Here is a 14,355-nt window from a genome sequence, read left to right on the forward strand (position 1 = left end):
GTGATTCGGGGTGCTGGAGGAAGTCCACCAGCCATCCATGCGGTTGGACAGCGACGAGAAGTCCCTCCGCCGTCACAGCTCCCACCCCCCGTCTCCCACAGGTTCATCGATGCCAGAGTCATCGGAGTCGAGGTCGGCGTCTGGGTGCAGGGTGGCCGCGATCTCGCCGGGATCTGTGGTGACTACTTCGTGTTCGCCGGGGGCTGCGATGCTGATCAGCGCGACCTTGTGGCGGCGGTCGCCGGTCAGCAGCAGAGCCTCGCCTCGTGTAGCGGACAGCAGGAACTCCCGCTCGCCGTGGCAGAGGTGGAAGTTCTCGCTGATGGTGTCCATCGCCTGCGGGGCCTGGCGCAGCAGGATCTGCGTGGCCGCGTTGGACACGATGGCCCGGCCCAGCGGGGAGGACAGGACGTCGTCGGCGTCCTGGGTGATCACAGCCAGGCCGGTCCAGTACTTTCGGGCAGCCTTGGCCATACGGAACAAGAACCGGGCGCCGGCGCCGTCCCGCATCAGCAGCCACGCCTCATCGACCACCACCAGATGGCGGCCGGAGCCTTGGCGGGCGGTGACTTGCCTCCAGGTCGCATCCAACGCCAGCAGCATCGCCGGAGCCTTGACCTCCTCCGGCAACTGGCGGAGCGCGAAAACCACCAGGTGCCCGGAGGTGGCGGTGGTGCTGTGGCCGTTGAACAGCCGGGCGTGGGAGCCGGTCGTGTAGGGGACCAGCCGCTCGGCGAGCTGCGTTGCCGTCTCGCTTCCGTCCCCGGCCAGGACGGACGCCAGGTCGGCCAGTGTGGGCGGCGTGCGCTGCCAGGTACGCGCGTCACCGGTGATCCCGGCCTTCGCGTACGCGGCGAGGATGGCCCGGTCTAGCACCGCTTTCTCGCCTGCGGTCAGTTCAGAGCCCAGCAGGACGGCCAGGAACGTGTGCAGGAACAGCACCCGTCGCGTCAGGACGTCCTCGCCCCCGGGTGTCGCGGCTGGGAGGTCGAAGGGGTTGAGGCGCACACCGTCGGCGCCGAGGGCGATGACGTGGCCGCCGACGGTTTCCGCGAGGCGGACGTACTCGTCCTCAGGGTCGATCACGCAGGCTGTCACGCCGGTGAACAGCAGCCGGAGCAATTCGAGTTTGGCGAGGTAGGACTTGCCGGCGCCGGAGCGGGCCAGGGTGATGGAGTTGTAGTTGTCCTGCGCGAAGCGGTCCCACAGCACCGGGGCGCCGGAGACCGCGTTCAACCCGTACAGCACCCCTGACGCCGCACCGTCCTTGCCGCTGGGGAGGGTCAGATCGGGGCTGGTGAAAGGGAAGCAGGCGGCGAGCGCTGCGGTGTCGAACGTGCGGCGGATCTTCAACGTGTCGATGCCGAGAGGAAGGGTGGCCAGCCAACCCGGCAGGGCCCGGTAGGTGGTCAGGGCGACCGTCATGAGCAGCGACTCGGCGACCGCCCGGACGGCGGCGGCCTGCTCGGCCAGCCTCTCCTCATCCGGTGCATGCACGGTCAGGTAGAGGGCGACGTGGAAGAGCTTTCCCTCCCCGCGGGCGATGCGATACGCAAGCTCTGCGGCGTCCGCTGCGGCGGCCTCGACTTCCGGGTCGTCCAGGTGCCCCTTGTCGAAGCCGGTACGGCGGCCCGACTCCAGGCGGGCGCGCTGCTTTTTCAGTCCGGCGGCGGCCACGGGGTTGGGGACGGGCTCGATGTGCAGGGCAACATCGAGGTGGCCGGGGAAGTTGAGCAGCGGGGCCAGCCAGCCGGGGGTGACCTCGGCCGGGTAGCCGGTGACCACCAGTGTGGTGGTCAGGTGGGCGCCGATGGCGAGGGTGCGGGCGTGCACCTCGATGGCCTCAGGGCCGCTCACGTGGAGCAGTTCGGCGGCGTCGATGCCCGTGGTCGGGGACGCGGAGCGGCGAGGACCGAAGCGCAGTCGGATCATGCGGAGTCGCCTTCTGTCTCTGTGGAGGACGGGGTGGGGGTGCCGGGGTTGCAGGCCGTACTGACCAGCTCGGCGCTCCGCTCGGCATCCAGGGGCGTGACGGTGACCTCGGCGGCGGCCAGGGCTCGGACGGCCTCGTCGAGGCGCTGCAGGGCCCGTCCCTCGCCCGTTCTCCGCCGCAGCATGTGCGGTGCGGCCTCCTCGCGGGCGACCAGCACGATCTGCCGGCCCAGCAGGTTGCCGCCGGTGGCGAGGTCGGTGAGGAAGTCGGCGTGCGCACGGGCGGCCCTCTCCAGCGCCGGGTGCGGGAGCGCGGCTGCCTCCTGCTGGAGCGTGTCGGCGAGCGGGGCGAGATCGAGGCGGTGGCAGCGCACCAGCAGCTGGGTGGGGCCGGTCAGGGAGTTGAGCCAGCGCGCGAACGCCGCGGTCAGGGCCTGCTGTTCGGCCGCCGAGCGCAGTTCGAAGTTGACTGTGGAGCACGTCGCCAAGGCAGCTTGGCCGTCGCCTCCTAGGTCGAGTACGCCGCCTGCGGTGATGCCGTCGTACGGCATGTCCATCGCAGCAGGAGCGGGTCCAGCCGCTTTTGCCCAGTGGCCGGGGACGGCGGCGGGCAGCGGCGGGATGCCTTCCGGGGCATGCACGCGTCGCTTCGGAGTGCGTGCGTGCAGGAGGGCGGCGGCCAGGAACCGGTCCAGGCCGATGCCCTCCCTCTGTCCCAGCGCGAGCGCTGCCACTGCTCCGGCGATGGGGATCACCAGGGTCACGTAGGCGAGCGGCGCCATGAAGGAGCGGGTGGCCCACCAGCCGCCGTACAGCACCACTCCGGCGATGGCGAGGATGGCGGTCTGTCGGGCGGTGAACGGGCCCAGGAGCCGGTCAGGGCGGGAGATGTCCGCAGGGATACGCGTGGCATAGGAGGAGTCCGACGACTCGTCGGTGGGGCTCATGCGGTGTTACCTCCGGGGCGATTCCAGGGGGAGCCGTAGCTGCATGGGGCGCGGCGGCCGGGCACGGACGCGTGGCGCGGGCACGGGCAGGGCCAGCTGGCGCGCACGCAGGCCAGGGGCAGTGGGCGCCGGCGGGGGGGTGGTCAGGGCGCGGGGGACCGGCCGCGGGCCGGGGACGGCGCGTTCAGCACGGATCGGCAGCCACATCTGGGTGGGCTGAGGTGGGCGTGCCGGGGTGCGCTGGGCGGTGATGGGGAGAGCCAACTGCCGGATGCGGCGGGCCCGGGCGGGATGGACCACAGCGTGAGGGCCTCTCGGCGTACGGACGGGGGAAGCAGCGATCGGGCTGCGACGCCGCACAGCGGGTCTGGCAATTGGAGTGCCCGGGGTCTGAGGAGCACCGGCCGTACCCGGGGCGGTGTTCGCGCCGCTGACGGTGCCTGCGCGGCTTCGACGGCGTGTGGCTGGACCGACGGGGGCGGGCTGCGCGGCGGATCCCGCCCGACTGGCAGAGTTCACGCCAGCACGACTGCGCGCCAGCCAGCCACTGCCTTGGCCGCGAAGCCCCCCACCACGGCCAGAGCCGGACCCCGGCGGCCGGCCCCCGCTCCCTCCGCCGCCCCCAGGCCGGCCACCTCCGCCTCCCGGTCCACCACGCCTTGGTCCGGGTCCCCCTGCGCCACCTCCCCGGCCCGGGCGGCGCAGCAGGCCCACGCCGGGCAGGTAGCGGTCCATGAGTCGGTACATGGCCAGGTGCTTGATCATCCGTACCCCCGCAGGCGCGTGAGGATGGTGGACGGGGGTGCCGCGCAGGACGACCTGCAAAGTCCAGCCAGGAATCTTGAACAGCACCCAGAACAGGGCCACTCCGGCCAGCACCGTGCCCAGCTGATCGGACTTGGGGATGCCGAGCGTCGTGGCGCCAGGTGCAAAGAACAGCTTCAGGGCAAGGACGAACGTCATCGACTGGGCGACCTGGATGACCAGACACCCGGCAAGGGCCCGCCACCACAGGCGGGCGACCGGATCGGTCAGCGGATGCGCGTGACACGCCAGCATCAGGGGTGCGGCCACGGCCAGCAGCGCCATCACCGCGACGCGCATGAGGAAGCCGAGGAGCACCGCGACCACCAGCGCGATCATCACGATCGCCAGGAGCAGCACGTACAGCTGTAACCCACCGGCGCCGAACAAGGCGAAGGGCAGGACGCGCTCCACCATGCCCTGCCCGGCATCCGATAGATCGGTGGCCATGATCGCGTGGGCCAGGGCGTTGGACAGGCTGATGGCCTTGCCCATCACCGTCAGCGACGAGGCGGCGGCGGCCATGCCCAGCAGCAGGCGCGGAGCGATCTGCTTGAGGGCGTAGCGGGTCTGGACGGTCTCATAGCCCATGACTGTGATGCCGCCCGCGGTCACGAACAGCACGTAGATTCCCGCCGTGATCCCCAGGCTGGCGGTCCAGAGCCGTTTGATGTCCGCGTGCTGGGTGACGTCGGGGGTGGCCAGCAGGGTGTCGGCGAGGAACTCCCTGACCGGCTTCATGATCTGCTCGATCAGCATGCCGAGGAACGAGGTGATCGCGTTCACGATCATGCCGGGGATATCGAGGAAGCCCCAGTCACTGGCCTTGTCGCATCCGATGCCCGTGGCCTCGCACGCCGACGAGCTGGGCCCCGGCGCCGGCTGCGGTGGTGAAGGCCGTTCCGGCGCGGGCGCCGGGCGGCCCGGCGCAGGAATCGGACCGGGCGCGGGATCTGGCCGGTGATTCGCCCCGGAAGCCGGGGCAGGGGCGGTAGGGCCGGGCGTGGGAGGAGGTTCAGGCGGTTTTGGAACTGTCGGCGCGTAAGTGGTCGGGTACGTCGTGTGGGCGGAGGCGCGCGCGGTGGACAGCGTTACCAGGGCGAGGACCGTCAGAGCGGACAGCAGGAATAGAACGTGGACGCAACGCCTGGTAGGGGTCATTGTCCGCTCCCACCGCCGGTGCCGACGATGCCCTGCAGCACAGTCACGATCACCGGAGCGAGGACCGCCAGCCCGTACCCGATGGCCGCAGCCTTCAAGGCCCGCTTGGCAGCCTCGACTTCTCCGGGGTCGCCGCCGGCCATCAGGTAGCGCAGCCCGCCGAGGGTGAGAAACAGAGTGGCCAGTGCAGCGAGGATGCCGACGATCCAGTTCCGCAGATTGGCGATGACGGTCGGGATGTCCGCGACCGCCCACACGTGCGGCGGGTCAGCCAGCAGCACGAAGACGGTGCAGGCGGTGGTGAACCCCAGCCGGATCGCGTAGCGGCCCACTCGGAAGGCGGACTGTCGACGTGGTCGGCCAAGTCTTGGGAACACAGCGGACGCACCTCCAACGAAGCTTCATGGCACAAAGGAACGAAGGACCCAGGCACGACGAGTCGGGTCGCGGCTGTAGCGGCAGGGGGTACGCAGCACCCTTGGGTCCGGCGGCGACCTGTCCGGCATGACGACGGCAGGGGTTTGCCGAGTGTCAGCACGAGACGGGCCGCATTCACCTGGCCCCGGGCGGGGCTTGGCGGGCGCACCGGCCGTCACCCGGACCGTGCGGCCGCCACGAAGCGAGGTTGGGCCCCTGTCACCCTGAATAGAGACCTCCGGGGCGCACATTGACATCCGGCCGCTGAGCGTTCCCCGCTTGGGTGCTTTGTCTCCGACCTCCCCCCCATTTGTATGGCTGCTGACAGTGGCCCGGTGGTGGCTCGCAGATGGCACGCGACTGGCTCGCATCCCAGGTGACGTGCACAAACGGCGCCGGGCATCGCTCCTGGGAGCGAGTCGCGTCGGGTTCCTCCGGTCAGCGCCCGAGCTGGGCACTGTGCGTGCAGTTGATACTTCGAGGCTGTTCACGGAGCGGGACCGCCGGCGCTAGGAAGGCGAGGTCACCACTAGGCACGGCTCACCGGCCGCCGGGTTGGTTCCCTCCGTTACCAGGAACCGGCCCGGCCCGATTTGTTGTGCGATGAACTACGCGGTCCGCTCCGGCGTCGCCGCGCGGTAGGTGCGCGGGCGGTCGGTGACCTGTTCGGCAAGGCCCTGCTTGGCGAGGATGACGAGGGCATTGGCGATGGCGCCGGAAGAGCGGTCGATCATCCGGCTGATCCTGGTGGCGGTGAAGGCTTCACCGGGGTGGGCGTTGAGGTGGTCGATGACGAGTTGACGGAGGCCTCCAGAGGCAAGGCGCTTGTTTCCACCGGGCAGGGAAGCGACGGGGGCGGGCCCGGTCGGATCGACGGGTTCGGTGCGCTGGGCGGGCAGGGCCGCAGCAGGGGCAGCCTGTTCGGCCTCCGGGGCGTCAGGGCTCTCCTCGGCCTCGTCCGCGGTGGGCTGGTCTGGCTTCGTTTCCAGGACCGCGGTGTCTACAGCCGGTTCATCGGCGGGCCCGGTGGCGGGCGTGGACTTGGGCGGTTCCTCGTAGACGGGGTGCTCCTTGGGAGTGGGGCTGGGCTCGGTGTGGGTGGCACGCCACAGATCGGGGCGGCGGCTGCGGCCGTTCTGGATTCCTCGGTCGCGGTGGGCGAGGCCTCGCTTCTCCAGGACTACGAGATGCTTAAAGGTGCTGGAGCGGGCGGTTGTGGCGGCCTGGGCAATGTCATCAACGCTGGCCGGTTCGGTGAAGGCCACCAGTTGCGTGTAGACGCTGATGACGGCGGGGGACAGACCGGCCAGCTGGTCGGCGATCGTGGTGTCGGACATGAAGGGGCCTCGCTTCCCAAAGGCGTGTAAGGAGTGAGGTCCCCGGCCGGGGTGCGAGCCCGTACGGGCCGCAGGTGTCGCCGGCGCGTGCGCATCGCGTGTGTTCCGGGCGGACGCGGCCGACCACGTGGGGGATCAAGGTGGTCCGTGATCCGGCTCGGCAGGTCGGCCACGACCATGGACGCTCGGACGCGGGCATGAAGTCAAGCGCCCGTCAGCCGATCGGTGTCGTCCCACGTCAGAGCGGTTCGTGGGTAGCGTGCGACCGGTGTCGAGAAGTTCGGAGAGCGGCGGCGTATCGGCCGATGGATCGGTGTCCGGATCGGTGGGGACCACTTTGGCAGTGCCGTCCCCGTGGTCCGCGTCGGCGGCTGGCCGCACGGCCTGCCGAGCGGCAGCACCATCCCCGACGGGCCGATCGGTCGGGCTGATCCGGTCCATCAGCTCGGTGAGGGCACGTCGGTATGCGGTGATCGTCTTCGTGAGGGTGAAGAAGGAGCAGAGCGCGTGCCAGACAGAGGCCGACGGCGGCGAGGCATGGCGTTGGCGGAGCCAGCCTGCCCGTCAAGCCCGAGGCTGCTGTCACCGCCGGGGGGCGTCTACCGGCCACACCTGCTCGTGCTCAGTGGGCAGTGCCGCTGACGCGAAGAACGCGACTGAGCTCAGACAGCAAAGCTGGGGGACACACAGCCCACCCGGCCCGCACAACGACGGTACCTGGCCAGCACAGTGACACACACCTCACCGGGCACGGCGACGAGAAAAGGGGAGGCGGTGTGAGGTGAGCAGACCCTGGGCCCGGCGCCAACCTCCTTCGGAGAGCTGACAGGCTGAGATCTCGGGTGTCAGCACGAGACAGTCGTGCTCACCCCACACCACTCAGGAGACCCGGCCCATGCCCGGCACATGCACCGGACCGGGAGCCGGAGAGGCGGCTGATGCGCGAGGGGCTTCAACCGCCGTCACCGTGTATGGAAAAGCAGACGCCGGGCATTGACGTCCCGCCAGGAAAGTCGCCCGAACGGCCCTGCCTAACGCTCCTGGATCCGGTGCCTCAAATAGGCCGTCAGGTGCTGCTCCGCGGCGCTTCGGTGCCGGTACAGCTGCCGCCAGCTCACCCCCCACTCACCTGCCAGAGCCTTCATCTGCTCGCCGTGCAGCCGCGTGCGGGCGATGAGCCGCGCCTCTTCCGCAGTCACCACGCCGGCCTGCAGCGCCTGCGCCAGCACGGTGAACTCGTCCACCGGCTCACCGACCTCCTCGGCGAGCATCATGCCTGGGTGCCTGGGGTGGTCGACCTCAAGGTCGCTCTCGCGCAGGCACTTCTGCCGTGCCGCGTACACCAGACGGTGCACGGCCCGGTCAGCGGCCCGGAACAGCTCACGATCCAGCCGTTCACCGTCGAGGTCGACGGTGCACAGTGCCGCGGCGACCCCGGCCAGGGCCTCCTGCTCGACCTCGGCCCGCTCCAGCTGAGCGGGCCGAGCCAGCCGGGCGAGCATCCGGCGCAGGACAGGCACGGACATGGCCACCGCGACCACGTCCCACGGCGCGCCCAGAGACCGGGCGCGCCTGATCACCTCACGCCAGGTCTGCTCGCGCAGCTCCGGCCGGGTGGAGGGGTGAGCCAGATGGGTACGGATCAGGTCCACCGGCCAAGCGGCCCGGTCTGGCTCGTCGCACACGAGGCGGGCGGGCATCGTGAGCGGCTCCACTCCCTGGACAAGGGAGAGGAACGCCTGCTCCAGCTCCATGAGTGGGGAACGGACGGTGCTCGACTGGCGGGCGGCGACGGGACGGCGAACTGCGTGACGGCGCTGCATGAGGGCACTCCCTGAGACGTTACGGAGGACTTCCGCCGCCACGTCTCCCAGGCCCCCGAACCATCCCCGGCCCACCGGCAGACCACGTCAGTGGCACGCCCGGACCAATGGACCGGCCTGTACGAAAACTCGCCCACGAACCATGCCCAATGGGCTGCCGAACTTTTCGCACGCAGTCCAAGAAATCGAACTAAGAAGAATCCTGCGGCCGAGTCTTGCCACACGTACGCGGCCGCACGTGTGGTCCTGGCCTGGCTCGCCGATGGACCGACACTGGCTCCCCACACATCAGCTCAAAGCCCCTGCTGTAGACGAGGCGGATCATGCCTCGGTCACCTCGTGCTGCCCGAACCGTGTTTTCGACGTGCCCGCCCAATGGCAACTCGCCGGCAGCTATTCCCTATGACTGGGTGTCAGCACGAGCCCAGTCGCCTGATCGCCGGCGCCACACCCGCCATGAACCCGTTCACCGCCCTCCGCAAGACGCAAAACCACGGCAGCTCCCTGCAGACCACAATCTGGCTCCCGGACGCCGACGAACCCAACACCGCCCCGATCCCAGGCTGCGTCCTTCCAGCCTGGGCCATCGACAAGGCCCGCACCGACTTCGTCGGACACCCCGACCACCTGCCTGTGCCGCTGTTGAAGATCGCGATCCGCGACATGCATCCGGGCGTCCACGCCCGCATCCCCGCCAACGCCTTCACCACACACCCAGTCACCGAGGACGCCCCCAAGCGCATGCGGATCCTCCTGGCCGAACTCCACCCCGATGCGCTCCCCGCTCCCCGCGAAACCATGGTCTCGACCGCCGGTGACATGCCCGGTACGACAGAGGACGGCTGGCCCGGCTTCTTCCATCGCGCCCACCGACTCCTCCCCGACGACGGCTACCTGCTCCTGGCCACCCGGCAGCTCCGCGACTCCGGCCGCCTCACCGACCCACTCGGAGCCCTGATCGCGGCCGCCCGCACCGCAGGCTTCCGCTACCTGCAGCACATCGTCGTCGCCTACGCCCACCCGGACGGCGACCAGCTTGTGGCCCTGCCGCCCTCCGACGCCTCCCCGGGCGTCACCCACTGCGACCTCATCGCCCTCGGCGTCATCCGACACGCGTAGCCCACCGTCCACGAGGAGAACAGCCCGTGACCTCTCCGGTCTCGATCTGGAACACCGCTCCCACCTCCGCGCCCAAGCAGCGAAAGAACAACTACGTGCCGGGATCGGCCGCCCACCCGGCCAAAATGCTGCCCGGAATCGCCGCTCACGCGATCTCCACCTACACCCGCCCCGGGGACCTCGTCCTCGACCCGATGTGCGGCATCGGCACCACCCTCGTCGAAGCCATCCGACTCGACCGCCAGGCCATCGGCACCGAATACGAGCCCCGCTGGGCCGCGCTCGCCAGCGCCAACGTTCGTCACATCATCACCATGACAGGAGGTGGGCGCGGCGAGGTCGTATGCGGCGACGGCCGCCGCCTGACCACCCTCATCGGTGAGGAGCACCGCGGCCGGGTCGCCCTCGTAGTCACCTCACCGCCTTACGGCAGCTCCGTCCACGGCCAAGTACGTTCCACCAAGGAGACTGGCACTCCCGGCGTGCTGAAAAAGGACCACCGCTACAGCCATGACCCGTCCAACCTCGCCCACGTCTCCACCGACCAACTCCTGGAAGCCTTCACCGACATCCTCACGCAGTGTCGCAAGGCGCTCCGCCCAGGCGGCACAGTGGTCGTCACCACCCGCCCGTGGCGCGAACACGGCGAACTCATCGACCTGCCCTCCGCCGTCCTGGGAGCGGGTAAGGCCGCCGGACTCACCCCGACAGAGCGCTGCGTGGCCCTCCTCGCCGGAATCCGCGACAGCAGATTGATCACCCGCCCCTCCTTCTTCCAGATGAAGAACGTGCGCGACGCCCGCCGCGCCGGCATCCCCCTCTCCGTCATTCAGCACGAAGACGTACTCGTGTTCACCCGGCCCGAAATGAGCCCGCCCCTCGCCCACTGACTGAAAAAGGCTCGCCACCCAAGGCCTGTGACGCAAAGCGGACCCAACCTGCTCGGCGACCCAGGCCAGCCTTCTACACCAGGGCTGGCGTGGGCACGCCAGTCTCCGAGGGCAAGCCGCATGCCAAGTTCGACGGACACGTCCGCACATGGCGGCGAGGCCTCGGGGTCGCCGCACGAAGCGTCATGTCAGAGGCATGCCCCGTCCCTCGCGCAATGCTGCAAGCCGGGCCATTTGCTCACCCATACCGCGTGCTCCGGCCAACGGCGTGTGGACGTGCGGCCAGACGGAGCGCACGAGGCTGATGTGTCGTGCACCGCCGAGGGCCACCACCGGGTCAAGGCCCATGATGTCACGCACGGTTGCCTGTTCCAGAAGGACCTGGCTCGTTACCGCGTCGGCTACGCCATGAGGTGTGTCGTATGGCTCGATGACGTCGTCGAGGTCGAGGAGCCCGTGGCGTGCGGAGAGAATGAGCAGCAGGTCAGGTTGCAGTGCGTCGGCGGCCTTGCGGCATGCCCGGTGGTAGGAGCCTACGTACATGTCTGCGGAGCGCGCGGGCGAGCCCAGTTTGCGGCTGCCGCACGGGATGACGACGAGTTGCGGCTTGAAGTAGTCGAGATGGTCGTTTGTGGTCATGTCTGGGTCCTGCCTGTGCTGTGATGTGAGCAGTACTGGTTGTGTGCGCGCCTGGCGTGTTCTGGTGGAGACCCGCCTGCCGGGCGGTCGAGCCGGGGGATGGCTATGGCGGAGCGGAGTTCGAGAAGAACAGGGTCATGCCGGATGACCGGCCTGAGGCGTCCACGGGAGGGGCAGGGGACGCGGCCGATGGAAGCTCAGATCCGGCAATGCCGCCGTAGCACGAACAGCTTGTGCACACTCGGCCTCTTCGAGCAGGCCCACTCTGTCCCCTGACGCGCAGCGGCAGCACCGTTCCGCCAGGCCCGCCGCGGCCCCTCGCTTCCGCCGCCAGCGGCACGTCAGACCACGCGCTCCTTGGTGTTGGTCCTCACCGTCGGAGTCTCGGCCGGCGTCGGGTGGATCCCGAGGAAGCCGAGGAACGCACCGAAGGCCGTCATGCCGGCGGCGATGGTGAAGCTGAAGGCGTAACCGTGCGCGGCGGCGGTCACCTGGTCGGCGCCCGCACGCCGCAGCACGGCGGCGTGGCCGGTGCCCAGTGAGACCAGGGCAGCCAGACCGACGGCGCTGCCGAACTGCATGGACGCATTGTTCATGCTGGTGGCGATGCCCGCGTCCTCGCCGGTGGCGCCGTCCACTCCGGCGACAGTGGATCCGACGAGGACGAGGCCGCCTCCCAGCGGCACGAGGATCAGTCCGGGCAGTACGTCGGCCACATAGGTGCCGTGGCTGCTGAGGCCGGCAAGGAGGACGTAGCCGACCGTGGTGACCGCAAGCCCTCCTCCGTTCAGGGCCCGCAGACCGAACCGGGGAAGGAGACGTGGTGCCATCACAGTGGCGCTGAAGAGAATGACCAACCCGAACGGTACAAAGGCGAATCCGGTCGCCAGCGCGGAAAAGTGCAGTATGCGCTGGACATACAGGCTCAGTGAGAAGAAAAGGGTGGCGAACCCGACGTAGTAGCAGATGCGCACGATGTTGGCGATGCTCCGGTTACGTGAGCGCAAGAATGCGAGGGGCACCAGGGGCTGGGCCACGTGAGCCTCCACCAGCACGAAGCCGATCAGGCAGAGCACACCGATCACGACGCAACCCAGGACGGGGAACGAGAACCATACGTGACTGTCCTTCTCCAGGAGGCCGAACACGACCAGGAGCAGACCGAGGGTGACCGTGACGGCGCCGAGGACATCAGGCCGACCGCGCTTGGTAGCCCGGCTTTCGGAGACGAGCCTGAAAGTGGCGAAAAACGCGAACGCGGCGATGGGCAGATTGATGAAGAATATCCAACGCCAGGAGGCGATGGTGGTCAGGATGCCCGAGAGCACGACTCCAAGGGCTACCCCAACTCCGGCCAGGCCGCTCCAGATGGCCATGGCCCGTGCCCTTTCCTGCCGCTGTGTGAACAGCAGCGTCACCAGGGACAGGGCCGCCGGGCTGACGAGTGCCGCACCGACGCCCTGTACGAAGCGGCCGGCGATCAGTACACCGGCTTGCTGGGCCACTCCCGCGCCCGCCGACGCCAGCGCGAAGATCGCCAAGCCAGTCAGGAAGAGGCGTCTGCGGCCGAGCAGGTCACCCAGGCGTCCGCCAAGCATCAGCAGCCCACCGTAGGTGACGGTGTAGCCGTTGACGACCCATGCCAGGCCCGTGGTCGTGAAGCCGAGATCGTGCTGGATGGGGGGAAGTGCGACATTGACCACGGTCACATCGAGGAGCAGCATCACCTGCACGAGGCAGATGATCCCGAGCGCGCGCCACCTGCGCGGATCCGGTTCGGGAGTGGGACTGATCGGAGTCATCACTGATCGCCTTCTATACGGTCGGGCCGCCGCCGTCTCCGCGGACGCCGTCTCAGGAGGAGAAGCAGCAAGCGGGCCCGGCCCAACGGACATTTCCTGAGGTTTTCAACTCGCAGGCGCCAGGTGCGCGTGGCCGCGGATCAGGACAGCGAAGGCGCACATTCGGTCTTCGCTGCGGGTTCGTCGCAGACCCCTGCGCCGGTACTGGAGCGAGGCTGAAGCACCTCCGGGTGCCGCCGCCTCCAGGGAGCGTCGCCGGCACTCGTGATGTCCCAGGCCGGTGGGAGGGTCAGCCCTTCGCCCGCCTCCGTTGGCGGGACCCCGGGTGCGCCCGATAGGCGCTGACGCTCGACTCGCCTAGCATCCAGAAGCGCCAGGGGTACAAAGCAGCAGGACCGCCCACCCCCGTCCGCGGCCCTCGGCCGACCCGCGCGGACGAGACGCCCCCGGCGGGTTCCGCGAGGAACAACTCCGACGCTGCGTCGCATGCTGACTGCCCGACATGATGCAGATCGGCGATGCCCAACGCTCGCGCGAGGTTGGCCGGGCCGCGCGCCAGATCGCGCGCCCGTACCCCAGGCCCCCGGCGTTCTTGCGCGACGTCTGGCTCCCTCCACGACGGTGCCGGCGCGGAGCAGCACCGAAGCGGGACGCCGCCCGGGCCCGCAGACGGCGTTCAGGCACCGATTCACCGCGTGCGTCCGGTACACATAGAAGGTCCCCGGGGCCCCGAACTCCGCTCGATTGGTCCGGTTCGGGCCCCGGAACGCATGCGAGGCCGGATCATCGGGCCCCTCGTACGCCTCCACCTCGGTGATACGCACCGCCGTCACGCCGCGCTGCGAGCGCGAGACCACGAGAGCCCCCAGGAGTTCGGGAGCCACCTCGAGGGCGGGCCGGTCGAAGAAGTGCTCGCGCAAGGCGGACCGCCCTGCCGACGCAGCCCCCGGCTCATCGAACGCCCGCAACTGCTCGTGATCGGTCCCGGCCACGCCCGGGACCGTCGGGTTCTCTGCCAAGCCGCTGCCTCCTGTCGAGATTCCGGGACGCCGGATCCGACGCCCCCACCGTCCCAGCGCTCTCCTTGCGTCGCCCCATGGCCCGAGAAACTGCCGTGAGGCACTCGGATACGGACCTTCGAGCCGAACGCCCACCAGGCCGTTGGAGGAAGGGACACACTTCCGGACGAGGTGACATCGAGGCCGAGCACGCGATCCAGGCTGCGGACGCGATGCCGGACTATCCGCAGTCGGGCGAACGTTTCCGGGGCCGCGAGACAACGCGGCGGGCATCCGGCCGACCGGCGCTTCACCCTCCTGCGCTTCACCGGCCACGCGCATGTATGGGTGAGCGAATGCGTCACCGTCTACGACGGTGCGCCTTCGTACTCGGCGAGCGTCATGGAATTCGCCGACCAGCAGGTCGTGCACGAGACGCAGTACTTCGCCGGTCCTTTCGGCGCGCCCGCGTGGCGGGCCGCGCTC

The 14,355-nt window shown here is 69.4% G+C and carries 11 protein-coding genes and 1 pseudogene; 2 read left to right on the plus strand and 10 right to left on the minus strand.

The genetic code is table 11. The annotated features are described in order from the left end of the window. Positions 1 to 72: 72 nt before the first annotated feature. The 6 genes from ACFYZJ_RS34995 to ACFYZJ_RS35020 form a co-directional block, all read right to left on the minus strand. On the minus strand, positions 73 to 1,932 hold the full coding sequence (locus ACFYZJ_RS34995; protein ID WP_388575192.1) for a VirB4 family type IV secretion system protein: 1,860 nt from the start codon (positions 1,930 to 1,932) through the stop codon (positions 73 to 75). After that, a complete protein-coding gene (locus tag ACFYZJ_RS35000; protein ID WP_388575195.1) occupies positions 1,929 to 2,879 on the minus strand; it encodes a PrgI family protein in 951 nt (316 codons plus the stop codon). Before ACFYZJ_RS35000 ends, ACFYZJ_RS34995 begins: the two co-directional genes overlap by 4 nt. A 6-nt stretch (positions 2,880 to 2,885) precedes the next feature. Continuing rightward, entirely contained in the window at positions 2,886 to 4,475 is a 1,590-nt protein-coding gene (locus ACFYZJ_RS35005) for a hypothetical protein (RefSeq protein ID WP_388575197.1), read from the minus strand. 365 nt (positions 4,476 to 4,840) lie between these two features. Continuing rightward, a complete protein-coding gene (locus tag ACFYZJ_RS35010; RefSeq protein WP_388575200.1) occupies positions 4,841 to 5,176 on the minus strand; it encodes a pilin in 336 nt (111 codons plus the stop codon). A 693-nt stretch (positions 5,177 to 5,869) separates the two neighbouring features. Next, positions 5,870 to 6,598: a hypothetical protein gene (locus tag ACFYZJ_RS35015; protein WP_388575203.1), complete on the minus strand. Its 729-nt coding sequence runs from the start codon at positions 6,596 to 6,598 to the stop codon at positions 5,870 to 5,872. Between the two features lie 1,031 nt (positions 6,599 to 7,629). Further along, positions 7,630 to 8,421 carry a hypothetical protein gene (locus ACFYZJ_RS35020; protein WP_388575206.1) on the minus strand — a complete coding sequence of 264 codons (792 nt, stop codon included), beginning with the start codon at positions 8,419 to 8,421 and terminating at the stop codon, positions 7,630 to 7,632. Between the two features lie 456 nt (positions 8,422 to 8,877). Here ACFYZJ_RS35020 and ACFYZJ_RS35025 point away from each other — a divergent pair, with 456 nt between their 5' ends. Both ACFYZJ_RS35025 and ACFYZJ_RS35030 read left to right on the plus strand, forming a co-directional pair. Then, entirely contained in the window at positions 8,878 to 9,540 is a 663-nt protein-coding gene (locus ACFYZJ_RS35025; protein ID WP_388575209.1) for a hypothetical protein, read from the plus strand. A 26-nt stretch (positions 9,541 to 9,566) separates the two neighbouring features. After that, on the plus strand, positions 9,567 to 10,430 hold the full coding sequence (locus tag ACFYZJ_RS35030; protein WP_388575212.1) for a TRM11 family SAM-dependent methyltransferase: 864 nt from the start codon (positions 9,567 to 9,569) through the stop codon (positions 10,428 to 10,430). 183 nt (positions 10,431 to 10,613) lie between these two features. Here the strand turns inward: ACFYZJ_RS35030 and ACFYZJ_RS35035 are convergent, their stop codons facing one another. The 4 genes and pseudogenes from ACFYZJ_RS35035 to ACFYZJ_RS35050 all read right to left on the minus strand — a co-directional run. Further along, positions 10,614 to 11,069: a DUF6884 domain-containing protein gene (locus ACFYZJ_RS35035; RefSeq protein ID WP_388575215.1), complete on the minus strand. Its 456-nt coding sequence runs from the start codon at positions 11,067 to 11,069 to the stop codon at positions 10,614 to 10,616. A gap of 341 nt (positions 11,070 to 11,410) precedes the next feature. Continuing rightward, positions 11,411 to 12,802: an MFS transporter gene (locus ACFYZJ_RS35040; RefSeq protein ID WP_388575218.1), complete on the minus strand. Its 1,392-nt coding sequence runs from the start codon at positions 12,800 to 12,802 to the stop codon at positions 11,411 to 11,413. A 358-nt stretch (positions 12,803 to 13,160) separates the two neighbouring features. Further along, positions 13,161 to 13,430, minus strand: a complete 270-nt coding sequence (locus ACFYZJ_RS35045; protein ID WP_388575360.1) for a DNA-3-methyladenine glycosylase — start codon at positions 13,428 to 13,430, stop codon at positions 13,161 to 13,163. A 100-nt stretch (positions 13,431 to 13,530) separates the two neighbouring features. Next, a pseudogene (locus ACFYZJ_RS35050) lies at positions 13,531 to 14,211 on the minus strand (DNA-3-methyladenine glycosylase); the annotation flags it as partial. Between the last annotated feature and the right edge of the window lie 144 nt (positions 14,212 to 14,355).

The organism is Streptomyces sp. NPDC001848 (assembly GCF_042891915.1).
Lineage (GTDB): Bacteria > Actinomycetota > Actinomycetes > Streptomycetales > Streptomycetaceae > Streptomyces.